This is a genomic window from Alsobacter metallidurans, assembly GCF_014636935.1.
Taxonomy (GTDB): Bacteria; Pseudomonadota; Alphaproteobacteria; order Rhizobiales; family Beijerinckiaceae; genus Alsobacter; species Alsobacter metallidurans.
Genome location: NZ_BMES01000002.1, coordinates 787,421 through 810,941 on the forward strand (window position 1 = coordinate 787,421; position 23,521 = coordinate 810,941).

23 protein-coding genes are annotated in these 23,521 nt (G+C 67.5%); 10 read left to right on the forward strand and 13 right to left on the reverse strand.

Annotation, left to right across the window (positions count from 1 at the left end):
- The coding region (locus IEV99_RS23765; RefSeq protein ID WP_244643864.1) for a HAMP domain-containing protein at nucleotides 1-2,109 on the reverse strand (2,109 nt) is incomplete at its 3' end.
- 370 nt (nucleotides 2,110-2,479) lie between these two features.
- Between IEV99_RS23765 and IEV99_RS13945 the strand changes: the two genes are divergently transcribed.
- Entirely contained in the window at nucleotides 2,480-3,418 is a 939-nt protein-coding gene (locus tag IEV99_RS13945; protein ID WP_188518373.1) for a glutaminase, read from the forward strand.
- Nucleotides 3,419-3,473: 55 nt separating this feature from the next.
- On the opposite strand, the gene IEV99_RS23975 is transcribed toward IEV99_RS13945, so the two are convergent.
- Nucleotides 3,474-3,671: a DUF2735 domain-containing protein gene (locus IEV99_RS23975; RefSeq protein ID WP_371875792.1), complete on the reverse strand. Its 198-nt coding sequence runs from the start codon at nucleotides 3,669-3,671 to the stop codon at nucleotides 3,474-3,476.
- A 309-nt stretch (nucleotides 3,672-3,980) separates the two neighbouring features.
- On the opposite strand from IEV99_RS23975, the gene IEV99_RS13955 reads away from it, so the two are divergent.
- The gene (locus IEV99_RS13955; protein WP_188518375.1) at nucleotides 3,981-5,012 is read left to right on the forward strand and encodes a glutamine synthetase beta-grasp domain-containing protein; all 1,032 of its coding nucleotides are present in this window, start codon (nucleotides 3,981-3,983) and stop codon (nucleotides 5,010-5,012) included.
- 73 nt (nucleotides 5,013-5,085) lie between these two features.
- On the opposite strand, the gene IEV99_RS13960 is transcribed toward IEV99_RS13955, so the two are convergent.
- Entirely contained in the window at nucleotides 5,086-5,949 is an 864-nt protein-coding gene (locus IEV99_RS13960) for an IclR family transcriptional regulator (protein ID WP_188518376.1), read from the reverse strand.
- A 163-nt stretch (nucleotides 5,950-6,112) separates the two neighbouring features.
- Here IEV99_RS13960 and gcl point away from each other — a divergent pair, with 163 nt between their 5' ends.
- The 3 genes from gcl to IEV99_RS13975 are packed head-to-tail and all read left to right on the forward strand — an operon-like array spanning nucleotide 6,113 to nucleotide 9,640.
- Complete coding sequence (gene gcl, locus IEV99_RS13965; protein WP_188518377.1) at nucleotides 6,113-7,858, forward strand: glyoxylate carboligase; 1,746 nt, start codon at nucleotides 6,113-6,115, stop codon at nucleotides 7,856-7,858.
- Nucleotides 7,859-7,884: 26 nt separating this feature from the next.
- The gene (locus tag IEV99_RS13970; protein ID WP_188518378.1) at nucleotides 7,885-8,859 is read left to right on the forward strand and encodes a 2-dehydropantoate 2-reductase; all 975 of its coding nucleotides are present in this window, start codon (nucleotides 7,885-7,887) and stop codon (nucleotides 8,857-8,859) included.
- Between the two features lie 10 nt (nucleotides 8,860-8,869).
- Nucleotides 8,870-9,640 (forward strand): fumarylacetoacetate hydrolase family protein, encoded by a 771-nt coding sequence (locus IEV99_RS13975; protein ID WP_188518379.1) that lies wholly within the window; start codon nucleotides 8,870-8,872, stop codon nucleotides 9,638-9,640.
- 50 nt (nucleotides 9,641-9,690) lie between these two features.
- Here the strand turns inward: IEV99_RS13975 and rpiB are convergent, their stop codons facing one another.
- From rpiB to IEV99_RS14015, 8 genes are all read right to left on the reverse strand, one after another.
- The gene (gene rpiB, locus IEV99_RS13980; RefSeq protein WP_188518380.1) at nucleotides 9,691-10,137 is read right to left on the reverse strand and encodes a ribose 5-phosphate isomerase B; all 447 of its coding nucleotides are present in this window, start codon (nucleotides 10,135-10,137) and stop codon (nucleotides 9,691-9,693) included.
- A 68-nt stretch (nucleotides 10,138-10,205) separates the two neighbouring features.
- Nucleotides 10,206-10,997, reverse strand: a complete 792-nt coding sequence (locus IEV99_RS13985; protein ID WP_188518381.1) for a transporter substrate-binding domain-containing protein — start codon at nucleotides 10,995-10,997, stop codon at nucleotides 10,206-10,208.
- 34 nt (nucleotides 10,998-11,031) lie between these two features.
- Nucleotides 11,032-11,787 (reverse strand): amino acid ABC transporter ATP-binding protein, encoded by a 756-nt coding sequence (locus IEV99_RS13990; protein WP_188518382.1) that lies wholly within the window; start codon nucleotides 11,785-11,787, stop codon nucleotides 11,032-11,034.
- Nucleotides 11,787-12,455, reverse strand: a complete 669-nt coding sequence (locus tag IEV99_RS13995; RefSeq protein ID WP_188518383.1) for an amino acid ABC transporter permease — start codon at nucleotides 12,453-12,455, stop codon at nucleotides 11,787-11,789. Before IEV99_RS13995 ends, IEV99_RS13990 begins: the two co-directional genes overlap by 1 nt.
- A 10-nt stretch (nucleotides 12,456-12,465) precedes the next feature.
- Nucleotides 12,466-13,149, reverse strand: a complete 684-nt coding sequence (locus IEV99_RS14000) for an amino acid ABC transporter permease (RefSeq protein WP_188518384.1) — start codon at nucleotides 13,147-13,149, stop codon at nucleotides 12,466-12,468.
- On the reverse strand, nucleotides 13,146-14,051 hold the full coding sequence (locus IEV99_RS14005) for an NAD(P)-dependent oxidoreductase (RefSeq protein WP_244643865.1): 906 nt from the start codon (nucleotides 14,049-14,051) through the stop codon (nucleotides 13,146-13,148). Before IEV99_RS14005 ends, IEV99_RS14000 begins: the two co-directional genes overlap by 4 nt.
- Entirely contained in the window at nucleotides 14,051-14,824 is a 774-nt protein-coding gene (locus tag IEV99_RS14010) for a FadR/GntR family transcriptional regulator (RefSeq protein ID WP_188518385.1), read from the reverse strand. Before IEV99_RS14010 ends, IEV99_RS14005 begins: the two co-directional genes overlap by 1 nt.
- A gap of 102 nt (nucleotides 14,825-14,926) precedes the next feature.
- Nucleotides 14,927-15,667 (reverse strand): FadR/GntR family transcriptional regulator, encoded by a 741-nt coding sequence (locus tag IEV99_RS14015; RefSeq protein ID WP_244643866.1) that lies wholly within the window; start codon nucleotides 15,665-15,667, stop codon nucleotides 14,927-14,929.
- A 136-nt stretch (nucleotides 15,668-15,803) separates the two neighbouring features.
- Here IEV99_RS14015 and IEV99_RS14020 point away from each other — a divergent pair, with 136 nt between their 5' ends.
- The 5 genes from IEV99_RS14020 (at nucleotide 15,804) to IEV99_RS14040 (ending at nucleotide 22,232) form a co-directional block, all read left to right on the forward strand.
- Nucleotides 15,804-16,832, forward strand: coding sequence for a TRAP transporter substrate-binding protein (locus IEV99_RS14020; RefSeq protein WP_188518387.1), 1,029 nt, complete (start codon nucleotides 15,804-15,806; stop codon nucleotides 16,830-16,832).
- Between the two features lie 9 nt (nucleotides 16,833-16,841).
- A complete protein-coding gene (locus IEV99_RS14025) occupies nucleotides 16,842-18,692 on the forward strand; it encodes a TRAP transporter large permease (protein WP_188518388.1) in 1,851 nt (616 codons plus the stop codon).
- Nucleotide 18,693: 1 nt separating this feature from the next.
- A complete protein-coding gene (locus tag IEV99_RS14030; RefSeq protein ID WP_188518389.1) occupies nucleotides 18,694-19,674 on the forward strand; it encodes an NAD(P)-dependent oxidoreductase in 981 nt (326 codons plus the stop codon).
- A gap of 12 nt (nucleotides 19,675-19,686) precedes the next feature.
- Nucleotides 19,687-20,514 carry an amidohydrolase family protein gene (locus IEV99_RS14035; RefSeq protein WP_188518390.1) on the forward strand — a complete coding sequence of 276 codons (828 nt, stop codon included), beginning with the start codon at nucleotides 19,687-19,689 and terminating at the stop codon, nucleotides 20,512-20,514.
- 95 nt (nucleotides 20,515-20,609) lie between these two features.
- Nucleotides 20,610-22,232, forward strand: a complete 1,623-nt coding sequence (locus IEV99_RS14040) for an ABC-F family ATP-binding cassette domain-containing protein (protein WP_188518391.1) — start codon at nucleotides 20,610-20,612, stop codon at nucleotides 22,230-22,232.
- Between the two features lie 18 nt (nucleotides 22,233-22,250).
- Here IEV99_RS14040 and IEV99_RS14045 read toward each other — a convergent pair whose 3' ends face one another.
- Nucleotides 22,251-23,036, reverse strand: coding sequence for a class I SAM-dependent methyltransferase (locus IEV99_RS14045; protein ID WP_188518392.1), 786 nt, complete (start codon nucleotides 23,034-23,036; stop codon nucleotides 22,251-22,253).
- Between the two features lie 137 nt (nucleotides 23,037-23,173).
- A complete protein-coding gene (locus tag IEV99_RS14050) occupies nucleotides 23,174-23,461 on the reverse strand; it encodes a DUF6356 family protein (protein WP_188518393.1) in 288 nt (95 codons plus the stop codon).
- Between the last annotated feature and the right edge of the window lie 60 nt (nucleotides 23,462-23,521).

A 23,521-nucleotide genomic window follows, 5' to 3' on the forward strand; every position in this document is an offset into this window, starting at 1 on the left:
TTTCACGTCCACGGTGATCTTGCGGGAGAGATCACCGCGCGCGACGGCTGTCGTCACCTCCGCGATGTTGCGCACCTGGGTGGTGAGATTCGCGGCCAGCAGGTTGACGTTGTCGGTGAGGTCCTTCCACGTGCCGGCGACGCCCGGCACCACGGCCTGACCGCCGAGCCGCCCCTCGGTGCCGACCTCGCGCGCCACGCGCGTCACCTCGCCCGCGAAGGAGCGCAGCTGGTCCACCATCGTGTTGATGGTTTCCTTGAGCTGCATGATCTCGCCGCGCACGTCCACGGTGATCTTGCGCGACAGGTCGCCATTCGCGATTGCGGTCGCAACCTCGGCGATGTTGCGCACCTGGCCGGTGAGGTTGCCCGCCATGGAGTTCACCGAGTCGGTGAGATCCTTCCAGGTGCCGGCGACGCCGGGCACCTGCGCCTGGCCGCCGAGCTTGCCCTCGGTGCCCACCTCGCGCGCCACGCGCGTCACCTCGCCCGCAAAGGCGTTGAGCTGGTCCACCATCGTGTTGATGGTGTTCTTCAGCTCCAGGATCTCGCCCTTCACGTCCACGGTGATCTTGCGGCTGAGGTCGCCGCGCGCGACGGCTGTCGTCACCTCCGCGATGTTGCGCACCTGTCCGGTGAGGTTGGACGCCATCGAGTTGACGTTCTCGGTGAGGTCCTTCCAGGTTCCGGCGACTCCCGGGACCTGCGCCTGCCCGCCGAGCTTGCCTTCCGTGCCCACCTCACGGGCGACGCGCGTCACCTCCGAGGCGAAGCGGTTGAGCTGGTCCACCATGGTGTTCAGCGTTTCCTTCAGCTGAAGGATCTCGCCGCGCACGTCCACGGTGATCTTGCGGCTGAGGTCGCCATTGGCGATGGCGGTCGACACCTCCGCGATGTTGCGGACCTGCGCGGTGAGGTTGCCCGCCATGGAGTTCACCGAGTCGGTGAGGTCCTTCCAGGTGCCGGCGACGCCCGGCACCTGCGCCTGCCCGCCGAGGCGCCCTTCGGTGCCCACCTCGCGCGCCACGCGGGTGACTTCGCCCGCGAAGGCGTTGAGCTGGTCCACCATGGTGTTGATGGTGTTCTTGAGCTCCAGGATTTCGCCCGAGACCGGCACGGTGATCTTGCGCGACAGGTCGCCGCGCGCCACCGCGGTGGTGACCTCGGCGATGTTGCGGACCTGGGTGGTCAGGTTGGCGGCCAACAGGTTGACGTTGTCGGTGAGATCCTTCCAGGTCCCGGCCACGCCGGGCACGATCGCCTGGCCGCCGAGCTTGCCTTCGGTGCCGACCTCCTTGGCGACGCGCGTGACCTCGGACGCGAAGGAGCGCAGCTGATCCACCATCGTGTTGATGGCGTCCTTCAGCAGCAGGATCTCGCCGCGCACGTCCACGGTGATCTTCTTGGACAAGTCGCCATTCGCGACCGCGATCGTCACCTCGGCGATGTTGCGCACCTGCGCGGTGAGGTTCGACGCCATGGAGTTCACGGATTCGGTGAGGTCGCGCCAGACGCCCGTCACCTCTTTCACCTGCGCCTGCCCGCCGAGCTTGCCGTCGGTGCCCACTTCACGCGCCACGCGCGTCACCTCGGAGGTGAACACGCTGAGCTGCTTGATCATGGCGTTGACGATGTTGGCCGATCGCAGGAACTCGCCCTTCAGCGGCCGGCCGTCCACGTCGAGCGGCATGGGCTGCAGCAGGTCGCCTTTCGCCACCGCCGTGATCGTGCGGGTCACCTCGGTGGTCGGCCACAGCAGGTCGTCGATCAGCGTGTTGACCGAGGTCTCCATGTCGACCCAGGAGCCGGTCGACAGCCCGAACTTGACGCGCGTCCGGATGCGGCCCTCGCGGCCGACGCTCTGCCCGACCTTTTCGAGCTGCGACGCCATGCGTTCGTTCGCCGAAACGATTTCGTTGAACGTGTCCGCGATCTTGCCGGTCAGCCCGGTGCGATTGGCAGGCAGGCGAACCGAGAAGTCGCCCGTGCGCATGGATTGCAGGGCTTCCAGCAACTCCCGCAGCACCTGCGATTCGTCGCCCTCTCCGGCTGAACGCGTTGCATCGGCGATTTCTTCAGCCCGCACGACCGCGCTCGATCCCGCTGTCATTGGCGACCTCCACGTCCTGGATTATTGTTGATTCAGATTTCAGGGAAGAACGTATCCCGCCGAGTTATAAATGCCGAGCTTTAGCCGTTCGTTCCGCTTAAGCCAGAACAATATTCGCGCTCACATCTGGCAATAGCAACTAGCTGCGTATCGTCAATGCGCGGATACGAACGTTCTGATTATTTCTTGATTGTTGTCGAAAGCGAGATGACGGACTTACGTCGCCAATTACGAAAGCCACGATCTTGATGTCACGTGCGCGAAAGCCGTGCCGCGTCCGCTGAGGGCATTGCCGCCAACCACGGCTTTGTGCTCTCAGCCGGATGGCCCGCGGCCTGCATCCCCGCCGATGGACCCTGTCGAGGTTTTCATGACCAGCACCGCCGCCGTTCTTCATGATGTCGTCGCCGACATTGCGGCGCAGATGAAAGCGCGCCCCGATCGCGGCGAGGTCGCGACCTACATCCCGGAACTCGCCCGGGTGGACCCTGCCGGCTTCGGCATCTGCGTCGTGGGCGCGGATGGCGCAGTTGCGAGCGCGGGCGACAGCGATGCGCCGTTCTCGATCCAGAGCGTGTCCAAGGTCTTCACGCTGACGTTGGCGCTTGGCATGGCGGGCGACCGACTCTGGCGTCGGGTCGGACGCGAGCCGTCCGGCAGTCCGTTCAACTCCGTGGTGCAGCTTGAATACGAACGCGGCGTCCCGCGAAACCCGTTCATCAACGCCGGCGCGATCGCGGTGACGGACGTGATCCTGTCGGGTCACCAACCCAAGGAGGCGCTGGGCGAGATCCTGCGCTTCATCCGCTTCATCTCGGACGACGACGGGATCACGATCGACAAAGCCGTTGCCGCATCGGAGCAGCGCACCGGCTTTCGCAATGTCGCGCTCGCCAATTACATGAAATCGTTCGGCGTGCTGGAAAACCCCGTCGACTACACGCTCGGAGTTTACTTCCACCACTGCGCGATCGCGATGTCGTGCAGGCAACTCGCGATGGCGGGCCGCTTCCTCGCCCATGGCGGGCGCAATCCGTCCACCGGCTTGTCAGTCGTCAGCCAGGAGCGCGCGAGACGCATTAACGCCCTGATGCTGACCTGCGGGCACTATGATGGATCGGGAGAGTTCGCCTACCGGGTAGGCCTGCCGGGCAAAAGCGGCGTCGGCGGCGGCATCCTGGCGATCGTCCCCGGCGTCGCCTCCATCGCGGTGTGGTCGCCCGGGCTCGACGCCTCCGGCAACTCGCATCTGGGGCGCATCGCGCTGGAGCAGTTGTCCAAGCGGATGGGCTGGTCGATTTTTGGCTAGTCGGCGCACAAAAGCTGCGCAAACTGCCTAACAAGAAGGCACGCAAGGATTCTGCTCAGCCCTTGCGGTCGGGGTCCGCTTCCCGAATGGCCGCGTCATGGTACCAGCCGGCGCCAAACGTCATGGCAGGCGCCGCCGGTGACGCGGGCGCGCGTTCGGCGTGCTTTCGCCCGTCCAGGCGACCGAGCCGAGCACGGCCCGTAAAAGGAAGGATCGTCGCCGTCTGGCGCGTACGATTGGCGCTCATGTGCATCCCCCTGCGTTCACTGCGTCGGGACTAACGGGCCGCATTGCCCAGCGTTCCATCGATTGCCCAATACTAGGGCTCAAGCTCGTTAATTAATAGGCGCCACGCACAACTTCAGATCGGCAGAGGCCCGAGCCTCAACGCCAGGGCTGCCATGTGGTTGCTTCGATCAGCTTCGGACGGGGATGGCGGCCGCGCCAAGCCGGGGCTGGCACGCTTAATGCTTTTTAGGAAACAGCCACCGGCTACCACGCGGTCTACCCGCGGACTTGGCTTGTCACCTTGTTCGCGAAACTCGTTTGAGTGGGAAACATCATGACGAAGTACAAGCTGGAATACGTCTGGCTCGACGGCTACACGCCGACGCCGAACCTCCGCGGCAAGACGCAGATCAAGGAATTCGACAGCTTCCCGACGCTCGAGCAGCTTCCGCTGTGGGGCTTCGACGGCAGCTCGACCCAGCAGGCCGAGGGCCACAGCTCCGACTGCGTGCTGAAGCCCGTCCGCGTCGTACCCGACATCACGCGCACCAACGGCGCCGTGGTGCTCTGCGAAGTTCTGATGCCGGACCTCACCCCGCATCCGTCCAATAAGCGAGCCACCATCCTGGACGACGAGGGCGCCTGGTTCGGCTTCGAGCAGGAATACTTCTTCTACAAGGACGGGCGCCCGCTCGGCTTCCCGGCCTCCGGCTACCCGGCTCCGCAGGGCCCCTACTACACGGGCGTCGGTTACAAGAACGTCGGCGACGTGGCCCGCAAGATCGTCGAGGAGCATCTCGACATCTGCCTCGCGGCCGGCCTCAACCATGAGGGCATCAACGCCGAAGTGGCCAAGGGCCAGTGGGAATTCCAGATCTTCGGCAAGGGCTCCAAGCGCGCCGCCGACGAGATGTGGCTCGCCCGCTACTTCCTCGAGCGTCTGACCGAGTCCTACGGCATCGACATCGAGTACCACTGCAAGCCGCTCGGCGACACCGACTGGAACGGCTCGGGCATGCACTGCAACTTCTCCACCTCCTTCATGCGTGAAGTGGGCGGCAAGGAGTACTTCGAGCAGCTCATGGCGGCTTTCGCGGACGCCCGCGCCGACCACATCGCGGTCTACGGCCCAGACAACCACATGCGCCTTACGGGCAAGCACGAGACGGCTTCGATCCACACCTTCAGCTACGGCGTGGCCGATCGCGGTTGCTCGATCCGCGTGCCTCACAGCTTCGTCAACAACGGCTACAAGGGCTATCTCGAGGATCGCCGCCCGAACTCCATGGGCGACCCCTACCAGATCGCCTCGCAGGTGCTGAAGACGATCTCGACCGTGCCGACCGCCAAGAAGGCGGCCGCCTGATCCAGGCCCAACGGCGCGGCCTCCAGGCCTGCGCCGCCCTTTCCGGAAAGCCGGCCCTCGTGGCCGGCTTCTCCTATTTCTGGAGGCGTGGCAGGGCGGCCGGCGCCCGGCCCCGGCCGGAGTAGCGACGAGTGAGCAGCCGCGCGGTTTCGACCGCGTGCTCGCCCAGTTCCGGCAGGATCTCCAGCGGCATTCGCACGGATGGCGCCGAGATCGAGACGGCGCCGACGGGCTCGTCGTTCTCGTCGCGAATGGCTGCGGACACGCAGCGCATCCCCACCGTGTGCTCCTCGTCATCGATCCCGTAGCCGCGCTCGCGGGTCCGCGTCACCTCCGCCTCGAGAGCCGCGCGATCGATGATCGTGTTGAACGTAAAGCCTTCGAGCGTCAGGCCGTCGAGCCGACGCACGCGTTGCGCCTCGTCCAGCGCCGCGAGGATCGCCTTGCCAGCCGCCGACGCATGGATCGGCAGCCGTCGGCCGAGGCGAAAGAAGGCCCTCACGGGCGCGTGGCTCTCGGCCTGCGCCACGCAGACCAGCTCGTCGCCGTCCAGCATCGAGAGATTCACGGTTTCCTTCACCCTGCCCTGCAGTTCGCGGATCACCGGCCGGCCGATGTCGGGCAATTTGCGGATCCGCAGATAGGCCGAACCAACCCGGAAGAGGCCGACGCCGACAGTCCAGAGCCCTGTCTCGGCGTCGTGCGCCACGAGCTCGCGCCGTTGCAGCGTCATCAGCATGCGGTGGGCGGTCGAGGTCGGCAGCTCGGCAAAGCGCGCCACGTCGCTGAGCGAAAGGCCATCCACGGAGGACAGCACCTCCAGGATGCCGATCGCGCGATCGAGCGACTGGATCTCGCCGCCCGCTTCCGCCTGGACACTGGGCGGCCGCCCGCGTTTGCGCGGCGGGGTGGCGTTGGGCGTGGTGAGGTCGACCATGCAGGCTCCTTTCCGACCTCCCTAGCATGCCGGATTGGCGCTGTAACGATTTTCCGCAGCGCAAGAACGATTTCCAATTGCGCCCCGAAATCTGGCATGCCAGTCTTCTCGCATCGTGAGAATGATTTTCGGCCGAAAGCAATCCGGTGACAGGGAGGCCACAATGGCGCGTATGACCGCAATGCAGGCCGCGATGCGGGTGCTTGAAAGCGAAGGCGTGGACACCGTTTTCGGGGTTCCGGGAGCCGCGATCCTGCCCTTCTACGAGGCCATGAAGGACAGCTCTGTCCGCCACATCTTGGTGCGCCACGAGGAAGGCGGCACACACGCCGCCGAGGGCTACACCCGCGCCCGCTCGGGCAAGATCGGCGTCTGCGTCGGCACGTCAGGCCCCGCGGGCACCAACATGGTCACGGGACTCTACTCGGCCATCGCGGACTCGGTCCCGATCCTGTGCATCACCGGCCAGGCGCCCCGAGCCAAGCTCCACAAGGAGGATTTCCAGGCCGTCGACATCGCCGCGATCACGCGGCCTGTCACCAAATGGTCCGTCACCGTGATGGAAGGCGCGCAGGTCCCCTGGGCGTTCCGTGAAGCGTTCCGGATCATGCGGTCGGGCCGCCCCGGCCCGGTTCACATCGACCTGCCCATCGACGTGCAGAAGGAGATCATCGAGTACGATCCGGCCTATGACGCGCCGCTGCCGGTCACCCGTCCCGCCCCGAACCCGAAGGCGATCGCCCGGGCGGTCGACATGCTGCTGGGCGCCGAGCGGCCGCTGATCATCGCGGGTGGCGGGGTCATCAACGCGGACGCGTCCGACCTCCTGGTGGAACTCGCCGAGCTCACCGACACGCCCGTCGTGCCGACCCTGATGGGCTGGGGCTCCATCCCGGACGACCACCCGCTCAACGCCGGCATGGTGGGCCTGCAGACGCAGCACCGCTACGGCAACGCCACCTTCCTGCAAAGCGACGTGGTGCTGGGCGTGGGCAACCGCTGGGCCAACCGCCACACGGGCGGCGCGGATGTCTACTGCCAGGGGCGCCAGTTCATCCACATCGACATCGAGCCGACCCAGATCGGCCGCGTCTTCTGCCCCGACCTCGGCATCGTCGCCGACGCGCGGCTTGCGCTCGTGGCGCTCGTCGCCGAGGCCCGCAGCCGGAAGAGGCCGCAGCGGTCATGGCCGGCGGAGTGCCGCGCCCGCAAGCAGACCATGCTGCGGCGCACGGACTTCCCCGACAAGCCGATCAAGCCGCAGCGGGTGTTCCATGAGATCAATCAGGCTTTCGACAGAAACACCCAGTTCGTCACCGCGATCGGCCTCTACCAGATCGCGTCCGGGCAGTTTCAGCGCATCTTCAATCCGCGCGACTACATCATCTGCGGACAGGCCGGCCCGCTCGGCTGGGAGATCTCGGCCTGCACGGGCGCCAAGCTCGCCAACCCGGACAAGGAGGTCGTCGGGATCGTCGGCGACTACTCTTTCCAGTTCCTGATCGAGGAGCTGGCCGTCGCCGCGCAATACCGCATCCCGTTCGTGATGGTGGTGCTGAACAACGCCTATCTGGGCCTCATCCGCCAGGCCGAGCGCGGATACAAGATGGACTACGAGGTCCAGCTCGCCTTCGAGAACATCAACGCGCCCGAGATCGGCGACTATGGCGTCGACCACGTGAAAGCCGTCGAGGCTTTCGGCTGCATCGCGGCGCGCGTTTTCGACCCTGCCGACCTCGGCCAGACGCTCCAATGGGCCCGCGAGGAAGCGCGCACGCAACGCGTGCCGGTGGTGGTCGAGGTGATCACCGAGCGCGTCACCAACATCGCAATGGGGCCGGAGATCAACCAGGTCACCGAGTTCGAGGAGGTCCTCGACCTTGCGCCTGCGTCCCAAGGGGCGTCCTGACCATGTCCGCACGGAGGAAAAACGCCATGAAAATCACTGTCTACGGCGCCGGCGCGATCGGCGGCTACATGGGTGCGCTGCTCTCGCAGGCCGGCGCGGAGGTGAGTTTCGTCGCCCGCGGCGCGCATCTCGACGCCATGCGGCGAAAGGGCGTGCGGGTCATCCGCGAGAACGACGAGATCGTCGCCCATCCGTTCTGTACGGACGATCCTGCCGAGCTCGGCCCGCAGGACTACGTGATCCTGGCCCTCAAGGCCCATTCGGTGCCGGGCGTGGTGGACGCCATGCAGCCGCTTCTCGGCAACGAGACCGGCATCGTCACCGCGGTGAACGGCATTCCGTACTGGTACTTTCACCGCCACGGCGGCGCGCTGGAAGGCACGACCCTCGAGAGCGTCGACCCGGGCGGAGCCCAGTGGCGCAAGCTTGGGCCCGAGCGCGCCATCGGCTGCGTGGTTTATCCGGCGACCGAGGTGGTGGAGCCGGGCGTCATCCAGCACGTCTATGGCGACAAATTCCCCATCGGCGAACCCACCGGCGAGCACACCGAACGCGTGGAGAGGTTCTCGGCCATGATGGGCTACGCCGGCCTGCGAGCGCCGGTGCTGGACAATATCCGGGACGAGATCTGGCTCAAGCTCTGGGGCAACCTGTGCTTCAACCCCATCAGCGCCCTCACGCACGCCACCCTGGACGTGATCTGCGACGACCCCGGCACGCGGGCGGTCGCAAAGGCGATGATGCTGGAGGCGAAAGCGATCGGCGACGCCGTCGGCGTGAACTTCCGCGTCGACGTTGAGCGCCGCATCAACGGGGCCGGCGCGGTCGGGGCGCACAAGACCTCGATGCTTCAGGACCTCGAGCGCGGGCGGCCCATGGAGATCGATCCGCTCGTGTCCGTGGTGCAGGAAATGGGACGTCTGGTCGGCGTGCCGACACCCACCCTCGACGTCGTTCTCGCGCTCGTCCGGCAGCGCGCTCAGACGGCCGTCAGGCATTGAGGACGGGGCCATGACCCACTGGATCCGCTACGCCCATGAGGGGCGCACAGCCTACGGAACGCTGGAGGGCGACGTCGTCCAGCCCCACCGGGGCGACCCTTTCACCGCCGCAGAGCCCGTCGGGGCGCCGATGCCGCTGGCCCGCGTCGACGTGCTGGCCCCGTCGCAGCCGACCAAGATCATTGCGCTGTGGAACAACTATCGCGCCCTCGCGGCAAAGCTCGGGCAGCCCGCGCCGCAAGAGCCGCTCTATCTGCTGAAGGCTCCCACCACCGTGGCGCGCCCGGGCGCCGAGATCCGGCGGCCGCGCTTCTACGAGGGCCGCATCGTGTTCGAGGGCGAACTCGGCATCGTGATCGGCCGGGCGTGCAAGGACGCCGACGAGGACGAGGCCGGCCGCGCCATCCTGGGCTACACCTGCGTGAACGACATCACGGCCGCGGACTTGCTGAACAAGGACCCAAGCTTTCCGCAATGGGCGCGGGCCAAGAGCTTTGACGGGTTCTGCCCGTTCGGACCCGCGATCGCGACGGATCTCGACCTCGACCAGGTCGTTATCCGGACAAGGCTGGACGGCGAGGAGCGGCAGAACTACCCGCTCGCCGACGCCGTGTTCCAGCCGGCCCGCCTCGTCAGCCTGCTGTCGCGCGACATGACGCTGCTGCCGGGCGACCTGATCTGCATGGGCACGTCGCTGGGGGTCGGCGCGATGAAAGGGCCAGTGAACCGCGTCGAAGTCTCGATCGACGGGATCGGGACGCTCAGCAACGTCCTCGCCTGAGCGGCCAGGAGAGCGATGCCGAGGAGGCGGCGCGCGGCCGCCGCCGCCCGTCAGCCCTCGGCGTCCATGGCGTGCAGCATCTCGACCCGCCGCCGGCAATCCTCGTCCGTGGAGAACTCGGCCTGCAGGTAGGAGGCGACGAGATCCTTCGCGAGCCACGGCCCGATGATCTGCGCGCCGATGCACATCACGTTGACGTCGTCATGCTCCACGGACTGGTGGGCCGAGTGGACGTCATGGCAGACCGCCGCCCGGATGCCCTTCACCTTGTTGGCCGCGATGGACGCGCCGACGCCTGTGCCGCACACCATGATGCCGCGCTCGGCTTCGCCCGCCTTGAGCTTGCCGGTGAGTTCGCGCGCGATCACCGGGAAGTCCACCGGCTTGTCGTCGTGCGAACCCACGTCCGTGACCTCGTGGCCGAGCGCGCGAACCTGCTCCATGACGGTCTGCTTGAGGATCCAGCCCGCGTGATCCGAACCGATGACGACTCGCATAGTGGTGTCCTGCCTTACAATTGGGGGAATGGGCCGGCGCACCGCTGCGCGCCGGCCCGCTTGTCGCGTCAGCCGCGCATCTCGGGCGGCAGCTCGCTGCCGTGGAATTTCTTGTAGATCTCGTTGAGCTTGCCGTTCTTCAGGTTCGCGGCGATCCACTCGTTCAGCTTCTCGATCATCTTGGGCTCGCCCTGGCGCACCCCGATCGCGAGGTCAAAATTGCGGATCGGCACCTTGGGCTCGAACACCCGGCCGGGGTTCTTGACGCCGATCTGGTTCACGATCGTGGCCGATGACGCGACGCAGTCGGCCTGGCCCGACACGGCGGCCGTCACCATGGTGGCGTCGTCGTCGAAGCGCGCGAGCTTCAGGTTGCGGTCCTTCATGTTGCTGAGTTCGGTGTCCTGCGTGGTGCCGCGCGACACCGCGATGGTCTTGTCCTTCAGGTCCGCCCAGTCCTTCACGGTGGCGGTCTTCAGGCAGCCCACCACCGATTGGAGCGCCGCGTATGGCTTGGTGAAGTCGATGACCTTGGCGCGCTCGGGCGTGACCGACAGGGTCGAGACGATGATGTCGGCCTTGTTGGTCTGCACATTCGGGATGCGGGTGGCGCCGGTGGTCTGGATCCACTCGATCTCGAGGCCCCAGTCCTTGGCCAGCAACTGCGCGGTCTCCACGTCGGAGCCGGTCGGCTTCATGGCGGAGTCCATCATGCCGGACGGCGGGATCGCCATGTCGGTCGCAATGCGGATCTTCTTGGCCTTCATGACGTCGTCGAGCAGGTCGGCCCGGGCCGCGCCCGAGGCGATCACAGTCATGCAGGCGGCCGCAACGGCGGCCATCAGGGTTGTCTTGAGCATTGTTTCTCTCCCTCTCGTGGTTCTTGTCAGGCCGTCACAGGCCCGTTCCGAGGAACTGGGCCAGCTCCGGAGTCGTGGGGGTCGTCAGCACCGCGGCGGTCCCGTGTTCGTGGACCTTGCCGCGATGCATGAAGACGACCCGGTCGGCGATGCTGCGGGCGAAGCCCATCTCGTGGGTCACCATCACCATCGTCATGCCGTCGGCCGCGAGGCCTTCGATCACCTTCAGCACTTCGCCGGTGAGTTCCGGGTCGAGCGCGGACGTCACCTCGTCGAACAGCATCACCTTCGGGCGCATGGCGAGCGACCGCGCGATGGCGGCGCGCTGTTGCTGGCCGCCGGACAACTGCTCGGGGTAGTGCTGGATTTTGTCCGAGAGCCCCACCTGCGCGAGCGCGGCGCGGGCCTGCTCGCGCGCCTCGGCCTTCGAGGTTCCCTTCACGCAGGTCGGCGCCAGCGTGATGTTTTCCTCGATGGTGAGGTGCGGGAACAAATTGTAGCTCTGGAACACGATCCCGACGTCCTGCCGCAGCGCGCGGAGGTCCAGGGCCGGGTCGTGGACCTTGCGGCCGCACACCACGATCTCGCCGCTGTCGATCGTCTCGAACCGGTCGATGCAGCGCAGCGCCGTGCTCTTGCCCGACCCGCTTCGGCCGATGATGCACAGCACGTCGCCCCGGGCGACGTCGAAGGTGACGCCGTCGAGCACCTTCAACGGCCCGAAGCTCTTGTGCACGTTCGTGAGCGCGACCACGGTGGCGCCCGTTGCGACGTTTGCGATGTCTGACATCAGGCGGTCTCGACGGAAAGGCGGGGCCGGCCCTGGCTGGCCTCGAGCCGTCGGCTGAGCCGCGACACGGGATAGCAGAGCGCGAAGTAGACCACCGCGATGATGAGGTAGATCAGGAAGGGCTCGAACAGGGCGTTGTTGATGATCTGCCCTGCCCTCGCGAGCTCGACGAATCCGACCACCGACGCCAGCGACGTGTTCTTGATGATCTGCACCATGAACCCGACGGTGGGCGGCGTCGCGATGCGCACCGCCTGGGGCAGGATCACCCGCATCATGCGCTGCGTGCGCGACAGGGCCAGGCCCTCGGCCGCCTCCCACTGCTGCTTCGGCACGGATTCGATGCAGCCACGCCAGATCTCGCCCAGATAGGCCCCGACATAGACGGTGAGCGACACGGAGGCCGCCGTCAGCGGCGACACCGTGATCCCCAGCGGCGGCAGGCCGAAATAGGTCAGGAACATAATGACCAGCAGCGGCGTGCCCTGGATCAGCTGCACATAGCCGGCCGCCAGGATGCGCACCGCCCGCAAGGGCGAGATGCGCGCCAGCGCGACCACGAAACCTGCGAGCCCGCCGCCGACCAGCGCGATCAGCGAGAGGCCAATCGTCCACAGCGCTCCGTTGGCCAGGAAGGCCAGGTGATTGACGTTCAGGGAACCGCCCATGCCGCTCCCCTCACAACGGTGTGCCGAGGCGGCGGCGCCGCGGGAACATCACGAGGCCCAGCCCATAGAAGCCGGCCCGCATCACCAGCGACAGCGCCACATACGCGATCGCGACAAGGATGTAGGTTTCGAAGGCCCGGTAGGTGTCGGACTGGATGTAGTTGGCGACGGCCGTCAGCTCCTCGGCCGAGATCTGCGACGTGACCGAGGAGGCCAGCATGAGCAGCACGAACTGGCTCGTCAGCGCTGGGTAGACCTTCTCGATCGCGGGCAGCATGACGACGTGCCAGTAGATTTGCGGCTTGGAGAGGGCCAGCCCTTCGGCCGCCTCGATCTGCGCCTTCGGGATGGCGTCGAAGCCGGCGCGGATGATCTCCGTCGTGTAGGCGCCGACATTGATGGTCAGCGCCGCCGCCGCCACCGTGAAGGCCGGGAACTTCACTCCAAGGCTCGCCAGCCCGAAATAAACGAGAAAGATCTGCACCAGCAGCGGCGTGTTGCGGATGCTCTCGACATAGAACGCCGCCACTCGGGTCGCCACCGGGTGGCCGCTGCGCCGCGCGATGGCGCCGAGCACCCCGATCGCAGTGCCCAGCACGGTTGCGATCACGGCCAGCTCCAGCGTCATGATCGCGCCCGAGACGAAGCTCGGCCAACGTTCCAGAATCGCGCCGAAGTCGAGATTGATCTTCATGCGCCAGGCGTCCGGTTGCTCATCCGGTCATAGACCCGAAACAGCGCCTGGTTGCCGTTCGCGCCTTCGCCATGCGCCTTCGCCTCCACATACTGGCTCGTCACCAGAGCGGTCCCTGGCAGCGGCACGGCGAGGGCCTGCGCCTGCTCCTGCACGAGGCGCAGGTCCTTGAGCATCAGGTCGATGCGGAAGCCCGCCGAGGCGTCGCCCGCGATCATGGCTGGGCCCAGCCGATCCAGCATCCAGGACGACGCCGAACCGCCGAGCAAAACGGTGCGCAACTGGTCGAGGTCGACGCCCGATGCGCGCCCAAGCGCCAGCGCCTCGCAGATGGCCTGCAGGTTAATCGCGCAGACGAGCTGGTTGCAGAGCTTCACGGCTTGCCCGGCTCCGGAAGCGCCCACATGCGTGATGGTGGTCCCCATCGCGCGAAAGAACGGCTCGGCCCGCGCGAAAGCCTCCGCGTCGCCGCCCGCCATGATGGACAAAGCCGCGTTCTTGGCCCCCACGGGACCGCCCGACACAGGCGCGTCGATCAGCGCGACGCCGTTCTTTGCGAGATCGGCGTGCATGCGCCGCACCGCGACCGGCGAGATGGTGCTCATGTCGACCACGAGGCGGCCATCCGGCGGCGAGCCGAGGAGCCCGTTCTCGCCATACACCACCGCCTCCACGTGCGGCGTGTCCGGCAACATCGTGATCGCGATGTCGGCGTCGCGGGCCGCCTCGGCCGGGCTGGCGCACGCGACGACGCCCCGCTCCGCGAGGCTCGCGACCGCAGCCGCGTCGACGTCGTAGCCGCGCACCGAGAAGCCGCCGGCGAGGAGGTTGATCGCCATCTCGCGGCCCATCGTGCCGAGGCCGATAAAGGCCACGCAGCCGTTCTGCACACCGTCGCTCATCAGGCTTTCCGCTCTCTCATGGGTTGTCCGGCCGCGTCGTCGCGCTCGCCCAGCGCGGCGCGGCGGCGATAGTCGTCGCCGATCGCGAAATGCTCGCGCAGCACCCGCTCGGCCGCGTCTGCGTCGCGCGCCGCGACGGCGTCGAAGATTCGCCCGTGATCCTCGATCAGGTAGGTCTTCATGGAGGCGAAGCTGCGCAAAAGGTCGCGGCGCTTGCGGTGCGAGATCATCAGGATCCCGGATAGCGAGTTGTGCAGAACAACCAGCGTCTCGGACTTCCCGGCGTCCACCAGCGTCCGGTGGAACTCGTAATCGGCCAGGCCGCCCAGGTCGGGATCGTCGATTGTCTCGATGATGCGGCCGAGCGCGGTGCGCAGCCGCTCCAGATCCAGCACGGTGGCGCGCTGTGTCGCCAGGCGCACGGCCTGGCACTCGATCGCGATGCGCGCCTGCATGACGTCGTCGATGAGCTCGGCGCGCTGCGCGAACGCAAAGGTGAAGAAGTCGTTCAGCACCGACAGGTCCGGCCGGCGCACGACCGTGCCGACCCGGTCGCGGATCTCCACCACGCCCAGCACCGTCAGGGCGCGCAGCGCTTCGCGCAGAATCGGACGGCTCACGTCCAATTGAGCAGCGAGTTCGCGCTCGGGGATCAGGCGGTCGCCCGGACGGAGTGACCCGTCCAGCAGGCGCTCGCGCAGAAACGCGAACACCTTTTCGAACCCCTTGCCGTTGGCCTCCCCGAGCCGCGTGATTTCGAGATCAGCAGCCATGTGTTTTTACCGTGGTCAGACCAATTAACGAAACCGCGGGCCGGACGTCAAGCCGCAACCTGAGGTGGCGCCCTTCCGGTTGAAGGCTTTGGGCTGACGTTGCTAGGCCGGCGTTCGCGCAGTTGTCCGCGCCGGCGCGGGCGCGCGCAGCTTTTCCAGATCGCCGGCGGAGCTGTCGAGCAGCACCAAGGCCGCGGCCCGCGCCGCCTCGGGCTGCCGCGCCTCGATGGCCGTGAACACGGCCCGGTGTTCCGCCAGCGCGCGCTTGCGGTGGTCGCCCTCCGCCGCGATCGTGAAGCTCTGGCGAGACGAAATCTCGAGCATCTGCGCGATGGGCCAGAACAGCTCGTTGCGGGTGGCGAGATAGATCGCCTTGTGGAACGCGATGTCGGCCTCCACGAAGGCGGCGTTGTCGGCGGCGTTGTCCATGCCGGCCAGCGCGGCGCCGATGGCGGCGCAATCCTCCGCCGTGGCCGCCTCGGCTGCGATGGCGGCGGCGGCCGGCTCGACCGCATAACGCAGCGCGAACAGTTTTTGCAGGTAGGTGTCGACGTCCGTGGACGCGAGCCGCCAGCGCAGCACGTCGGGGTCGAGATGGCTCCACGCTTCCGGCGGGCGCACCCGCGTCCCGCTCTTGGCGCGCGATTCGATCAGCCCCTTGCCGGCCAGCACGCGGATCGCCTCGCGCACCACCGGCCGGCTCACCTCCAGCATTTCACAGATGCGCATCTCGGACGGCAGCACCTCGCCGGGCGCGATCTCGCCCCGGATGATGCTCATGCCGATGCGGTCGGCGATCTGGGAATGGACGTTTCGGACGAGGCCCGTTGAGGTCTTGAACATGGTCCCGCATTGCGTGTGTGGTCGCCACAACCAGGGTTGCGGCGCTCTGAAATCTAGTCTTACATTAAGCGCAGATGAAGTCGAAACGGACTCATCGTCGAGAGCGGGCGCGAGACCCGCCTCCGGAGGAAATATCATGACCGGACATCTCACGCGCCGCTCGCTGCTGCGCGCCTCGGCGCCCGTCGCCGCCAGCCTCGTCTTCGCCCCCGCCCTGATCGGCCGCGCGTCGGCGGCCACGATGAAGATGAAGCTCTCGTCCTCGCAGGCCAACGACCCGAAATACGCCAACGGCCGCGTGTTCTACGAGAACCTCATCAAGCACGTGAAGGGCAACGGCCTCGGCGAGCAGCTCGAGATCGCGTTCTTTCCGGACAACCAGCTCGGCCAGGAAATCGACGTCATCAACTCGGTGAAGCTCGGCGTCATCGACATGATGGTGTCGGGATCCTCGATCTCTGCCAACCTCGTCCCGCTCGTCGGCACCTTCGACCTCGGCTACCTCTTCTCCAGCTTCGAGCAGCAGACCAAGGCGTTCGACGCCGGCGCGGCCAAGCCGATCGAGGCGGCGCTGCTGAAGGGCGCCAACCTGCGCGTCATCGCGTGGGCCTATAATTTCGGCGCGCGCAGCGTCCTGGCCAAGAAGGCCGTGAAGACGCCCGAGGACCTTGCCGGCCTGAAGATCCGCACCTTGCCGAACCCGGTGATCACCGAGTGCCTGCGCCTGATGGGCGCGGCCGCCACGCCGCTCGCCTTCGGCGAGATCTACACCGGCCTGCAGGCCGGCGTCCTGGACGGCCTGGAGCATGATCCGCCGACCATCGTGGCGAGCAAGTTCTTCGAGACCGCCAAGTTCTACAGCCTGACCCAGCACAACTTCTCGCCGCTGGCGGTCTATTTCAGCGAGGCCACCTACGGCCGCATGGAGCCCAAGCTTCGCGACGGCTTCCTGGACGCGGCTCAAAAGGCCGCCGCCGACACCCGCACGCACGGCCTCGCGGTCGAGAAGGAAGCCCTCAAGGTGCTGGCCGACAAGGGCGTGACGGTGATCGACTGCGACCGCGAAGCCTTCCGCAAGCGCGTGGCGCCGCAGACCGAGAACTTCGTCAAGGCGCGGCCCGAGGCCAAGCCCATCGTGGACGCGATCAAGTCCACCCAGAGCTAAGGACCCACCATGGAAGCCGCCATCGCGGGCCGCGTTGCGCGGCCCGGCGCGCGCAGCCTGCTGATGGCCACCGACGCGCTCGCGGCGGCCCTGCTGGCCGCCGACCTCATCGTCGTCATCGGCTCCGTTCTGGCCCGGTCGTTGTTCAACGCGCCGGTGGAATGGGCCGACGACGTGGCCCGCGGGCTCATGGTGGGATCCAGCTTCTTCGGCGCCGCGAGCGCCGTGGCGCGCGGCGAGAACCCGGGCGTCGCGTTCTTTGTGGACAAGCTCCCCGAGGCGGCGCGGCGCGTGGCGGACTCGGCCGGCGCCATCCTGGTCACGATCATCGCCGCCTATGCGGCCTGGAACGCCCTGCGGCTCGGCTGGCTCACCACGGGCCAGACCACCGGCTCGGGCCTGCCGCTGGAATGGACCTTCTATCCCATGGGCGCCGGCGCGGCCTGCATGGCCGTATTCGCCGCCGAGATCGCGCTGCGGCGACCGGCCAAGCACATCGCGGCCGGGCTGATCGTGATCCTGGCGACCGCCTGCGCGTATCTTGCGTGGGATGCGCTGTCGCCCGCCACCGTCCCGGAGCCGCGCACCTTCATGCTGCTCGGCTTCGTGCTCACCCTCATGGGCGGCCTGCCGATCGGCTTCGCGCTGGCGCTCGCGGCGCTGATCTACATCTGGGTGGAAGGCGCGCTGCCGGGCGTCATCTTCGCCCAGCAGATGGCGCGCGGCATCGACAACTTCGTGCTGCTGGCCATCCCGTTCTTCATCCTGGTCGGCTACCTCATGGAGGCGAACGGCATGTCCGTGCGCCTCATCGAGCTGCTGCAGCGTCTCGTCGGGCGCATGCGCGGCGGCCTCAATGTCGTGATGGTCGCCTCGATGGTGCTGTTTTCCGGCATCTCGGGCTCCAAGATGGCGGATGTCGCAGCCGTCGGCTCGGTGTTGATCCCGGCCGCCCGCAAGTCGCGCCAGAACCCCGGACAGGCCGTGGCGCTGCTGGCCGCCTCGGCCGTGATGGCGGAGACCATCCCGCCCTGCATAAATCTCATCATTCTGGGCTTCGTGGCCAACCTCTCCATCGGCGGGCTGTTCATGGCCGGCCTCCTGCCTGCGGGCCTCATGGCGGCGGCGCTGATCGCGGTCTCGATCCTGTTCGGGACCAAGGCGGCGGACGCGGCCGAGATCCTGCCCAAGGGCGACGCCCGGCGCATGTGGCTCGGCGCGATCGTGTCTTTCGGGCTGATCGCGATGATCTTCGTAGGCTTCAAGACAGGCTTCGCCACCGCCACCGAGATCTCGGCCTTCGCAGCGCTCTACGCAATCGTGGTGGGGGCGGCGGTGTTCCGCGAACTCTCCTTCGCGCAGGCGGCGCGCTGCTTCGTCTATGCGGCGAACCGCTCAGGCCTCGTGCTGTTCATAGTGGCCGCCGCCCAGTCGCTCGCCTTCGTGCTGACGCTGCAGCAGGTGCCCCACATGGTGGCCGAGGCCATGGTGACGCTGTCGCACTCCACCGGCGTGTGGCTGTTCATGCTGCTCTCCATCGGCATCCTGATCGTCATGGGGTCGGTGCTGGAAGGCGCGGCCGCGCTGATCATCTTCGGGCCCCTGCTGATGCCGGTCGCCACGCAACTCGGCATCGCGCCGCTGCATTTCGGCGTTGTGCTGGTGATCGCGATGGGCATCGGTCTCTTCGCGCCGCCGCTCGGGCTGGGGCTCTATGGCGCGTGCCTCATCGGCAACGTGCCCATCGAGCAGACCATCAAGCCGATCATGGGCTATCTGGCGTTGCTGTTCGTCTGCCTGCTGCTGATCGCCTTCATCCCGGGGATCAGCCTGTGGCTCCCCCACGCGTTCGGGTACTGACATGCGCATCCTGCTCACGCACACGCCGCAGGCCCGCGCGCAGTATTATGGCGACCGCGCCCTGGCGGCGCTGCGCGCCCAGGCCGACGTGACGCTGCACGAGGGGGACGAGCCGCTGGATTCGGACGGGTTGATCCGCGCCGCCCGGGATGTTGACCTCATCGTCGCCGACCGCATGACCGAGGGCCGCGGCGAAATCTTCGCCGCCCTGCCCCGGCTCCGCGCCATGCTCCGAGTCGCGGTGGACATCCGCAACATCGACGTGGCGGCCGCCACCGCCGCCGGCGTGCTGGTCACGCGCGCCAAGCCCGGCTTCATGGCGGCCGTGTCCGAAATGGCGCTGGGCTACTTGGTGGATTGCGCCCGCGGGGTGTCGCGGACGACGGCGGACTTCCACGCCGGACGCACGCCCGAGATCCGCATGGGACGGCAACTCAGCGGCGCGACGGCCGGCATTGTCGGCTATGGCGCGATCTCGCGCCACCTCGCCCCCATCCTGGCCACCATCGGCATGACCGTGCTGGTGCACGACCCCTACGCGGCCGTCGACGACGCCCGCTTTGCGCAGGTGAGCCGCGAGGAGCAGCTCAGCCGCTCCGACTTCGTGATCTGCCTCGCGGTCGCGACGCCCGAGACCGAGAACCTCTTCGACGCCGCCGCCTTCGCGGCCATGCGTCGGGACGCGTTCTTCATCAACCTGTCGCGCGGCAATCTCGTCGACGAAGCCGCGCTCGCGCACGCGTTGCGGACGGGCGTCATCGCGGGCGCGGCCATGGACGTGGGCCGTGCGCCGGACCAGATGCCCTCGCCCGAGCTCGCGCGCCTGCCCAACGTGATCGCGACGCCCCACACAGGCGGCCTCGTCCCGCAAGCCATCGAGTCGCAGGCCTTCGACACGGTCCGGCAGGTGGAGGCCATTCTGGCCGGGGCCATCCCGGAGGGCGCCGTCAACGCCGACGCCTGGACCCGCAAGCCCGCCTGAACTGGACGCCCGATGACCCATGCTCCGAAGCTCCTGGCGCCCGCCGGGGCCTGCGACTGCCACCTCCATATCTACGACGCCGCTTATCCGACGGCGCCCACGGCCGTGTCGCCCGGCCCGGCATGGGCGAACGCGGCGGCCTACAAAGCCCTCCAGCAGCGCCTCGGCCTCGAACGCAGCGTCGTGGTGCAGCCCACCGCCTACGGCTTCGACAACAGCTGCACGGTGGACGCCATCGCGGCGCTCGGCCTGGAGCGGACGCGAGGAGTCGCGGTAATCGGGGCCGATATCGAAGAGGCCGAGCTGCGCCGGCTCACCCAGGCGGGCATCCGCGGCGCGCGGTTCCAGATGCTGCCCGGCGGCGTAGTCCCGTGGGACGACCTCGAGCCCGTCGCGGCCAAGATCGCCTCCCATGGCTGGCACATCCAGCTGCAAATGGACGGTCGCCTCCTGCCCGACCGCGAGGCCATGCTGCGCGGGCTGCCCTGCCCGCTGGTGATCGACCATGTCGGCAAGTTCCTGGAGCCGCCCGGGCTCGACCATCCTGGGGTCGCGGCCTTGCTCCGGCTGCTGGACGCGGGCCGCACTTGGTTGAAGCTCAGCGGACCCTACGAGGTGTCGCGCGTCGGCGCGCCCGGATACGACGACGTCGCAGCCATCGCCAAAGCCTGCGTCCGAGCCGCGCCCGAGCGCATGCTTTGGGCGAGCAACTGGCCGCACGTCTCGGTGCAGCAGGGGCCGGACGACGCCGCGATGCTCGACCTGCTGCTCGATTGGGCGACGCCCGAGCAGCGCGAACTGATCCTGGTGCGAAATCCGGCGGCCGTTTACGGCTTCTGAGCGCGCGAAACGCAGCGATGTTGCACTGCGGCCCTGCCGCCGCCGCTTTTCCTGTGGCATAGGACGCGCGACCTTATCGGAACCCGCGCCCGCCCATGATCCGCCTCGAGAACATCAGCAAGCAGAACGGCCACCAGATCCTCTTCATCGAGGCCTCGGCGGCGCTCCAGAAGGGCGAGAAGATCGGCCTCGTCGGTCCCAACGGCGCGGGCAAGACCACTCTGTTTCGCATGATCAACGGCCAGGAGCGCCCGGACGAGGGCCAGGTGGCGGTGGATAAGGGCGTCACCATCGGCTACTTCAGCCAGGACGTCGGCGAGATGGCGGGCCGCAGCGCGGTCGCCGAGGTGATGGACGGCGCCGGCCCGGTGAGCGAGGTCGCGGCCGAGCTGCGCGCGCTGGAGGTCGCCATGGGCGACCCCGACCAGGCCGACCAGCTCGACGACATCATCGCCCGCTATGGCGACGCGCAGGCCCGCTTCGAGGAGCTCGACGGCTACGCGCTGGACGGCCGCGCCCGCGAGGTGCTGGCGGGCCTCAGCTTCACCGAGCAGATGATGGACGGCGACGTCGGCGCCCTGTCGGGCGGCTGGAAGATGCGCGTTGCGCTCGCCCGGATCCTGCTGATGCGCCCCGATGTGATGCTGCTCGACGAGCCGAGCAACCATCTCGACCTCGAAAGCCTGATCTGGCTCGAAACCTTCCTGAAGGGCTTCGACGGCGCGCTGCTGATGACCTCGCACGATCGCGAGTTCATGAACCGGATCGTCAACAAGATCGTTGAGATCGACGGCGGCTCGCTCACCAGCTTTTCGGGCGACTACGCGTTCTACGAGCAGCAGCGCGCGCTGAATGAAAAGCAGCAGCAGGCGCAGTTCGAGCGCCAGCAGGCGATGCTGGCCAAGGAGATCAAGTTCATCGAGCGCTTCAAGGCCCGCGCCTCGCACGCCGCGCAGGTGCAGAGCCGCGTCAAGAAGCTGGACAAGATCGAGCGCGTCGAGCCGCCGCGCCGGCGCCAGACCATCTCGTTCGACTTCCCGCCCGCGCCCCGCTCGGGCGAGGACGTGGTCAGCCTCAAGAAGGTCGCCAAGCGCTACGGCGACCGCAGCATCTATGACAGCCTCGATTTCCAGATCCGCCGGCGCGAGCGGTGGTGCGTGATGGGCGTGAACGGCGCCGGCAAGTCGACGCTGCTGAAGCTCATCACCGGCAGCACCGAGCCGGACGACGGCGCGGTGACGATCGGCGGCGCGGTGAAGCTCGGCTACTTCGCCCAGCACGCCATGGAGGTGCTGGACGGCGAACGCACCGTGTTCCAGACGCTGGAAGACGCCTTCCCGCAGGCGGGCCAGGGCTCTCTTCGCGCGCTCGCGGGCTGTTTCGGCTTCTCGGGCGACGATGTCGAGAAGCGCTGTCGCGTGCTTTCGGGCGGCGAGAAGGCTCGGCTCGTGATGGCCAAGATGCTTTACGACCCGCCGAACTTCCTGGTTCTGGACGAGCCCACCAACCATCTCGACATCGCCACCAAGGAGATGCTGATCACGGCTCTCTCCGAGTACGAAGGCACCATGCTGTTCGTGTCGCATGACCGCCATTTCCTGGCGGCGCTCTCCAACCGCGTGCTGGAGCTGACGCCGGAAGGCATCCACCAGTATGGCGGCGGCTACACCGAATACGTCGCCCGCACCGGCCAGGAAGCGCCGGGGCTGCGCAGCTAGCGACGCCCCGGGTTTGCGTCACGCGGGCTTGGACGCCTTGATCGCGTTGGCCCGGGCCGTGCGCATCACAGGCCCGGCCGGCTCGCCCGGGAAATGCGCGCGGACGCGCTCCTTCACGGCGCTCATGACTTCGGGGCCGACCTGTTCGGCCACGATGGTCAGGCTGGAGCCGAGCAGGCTCGTCGCGAACCAGTCGTCGAAACTGTCGAAGCGACGCTGCGCGGTGATCTCCGTGGTTTCGATCCCGCTCAGCCCGGCGTCGGCGAACAGCTGGCGCAGCGGCTCCATCGCCGAGATGGGCGCGCTTGGCGGCAGCGGCGGGGCGATGCCGCTGGCGCGCAACTCCTGCCCGATAGCGGCGTGCGGCAGCCCTCCCCCCGGAATGTCCCACAAATAGGCGCAAACGAGCCCGCCCGGCTTGGTGACGCGCACCATCTCGGCCAAGCCTTTCGCTGGATCAGGAATAAAGAACAGCACCAGCGCCGCCACTGCGGCGTCGAACGCGTCGTCTGGAAAGGGGAGCGCCATCGCGTCGCCGGAATGGAATGTGGCCCCGGCCGCGCCCGGGCGGTCCCGCGCATAAGCGAGCTGCTCGGGCGACGGATCGACGCCATGCACCTGCGCGGGCGCGCAGCGCCGCATCAGGAGTTCCGTAGACGCGCCGTTGCCGCAGCCGACGTCTGCCCACCGCAGCCCGGGCTGCGGCTTAACCCAATCGATGAACTGCTCGCCGACGATGCGGCTCCAGGTCCCCATCATGCGCTCATAGGCGGCGCCATCGTCAAAGCGGATCTGGCTGGACATGAAGCCCTCCCGGGCGGCTCGGCCGGGCGCTGCGCGATGGCGCAACCCCGGCCTTTGGCAAGCATCCGCCTTTGCGGTTCGGCTGTCCACTTGGGCGGATCGCCCATGCGGAACAGCCGAATGAACGGGCGCGACCGCTAGATCGCGGGGTCCCAGCCGAGCATCGCAGAACGCTCAAACAGTTCGGGATGGTGCAGGCGTCCTGCCGGGCAAGCCACGCAGCGGCGGGTCATGCGCTCGTGCAGGCTCTTCACGGTTCGGCTGGCCGTCGTGACAAACAGCCAGGGCAGAAAGGCGTGCACGAAGGCTGCTCCCGCCGCGATCGCGAGCGGACGCGCGAAGCTCAGCGCCGTCCGCATATGCTGGCCATAGGTTTCGCCGACAGCGGCGGGATGATCTGCGAAGCATTTCGGAAGCATGGGCATGGCGGCTCCTTGAGGCGATACAATGCGCCTTCAGCCCGCGTGACGGCGTGCGGTCGCGCA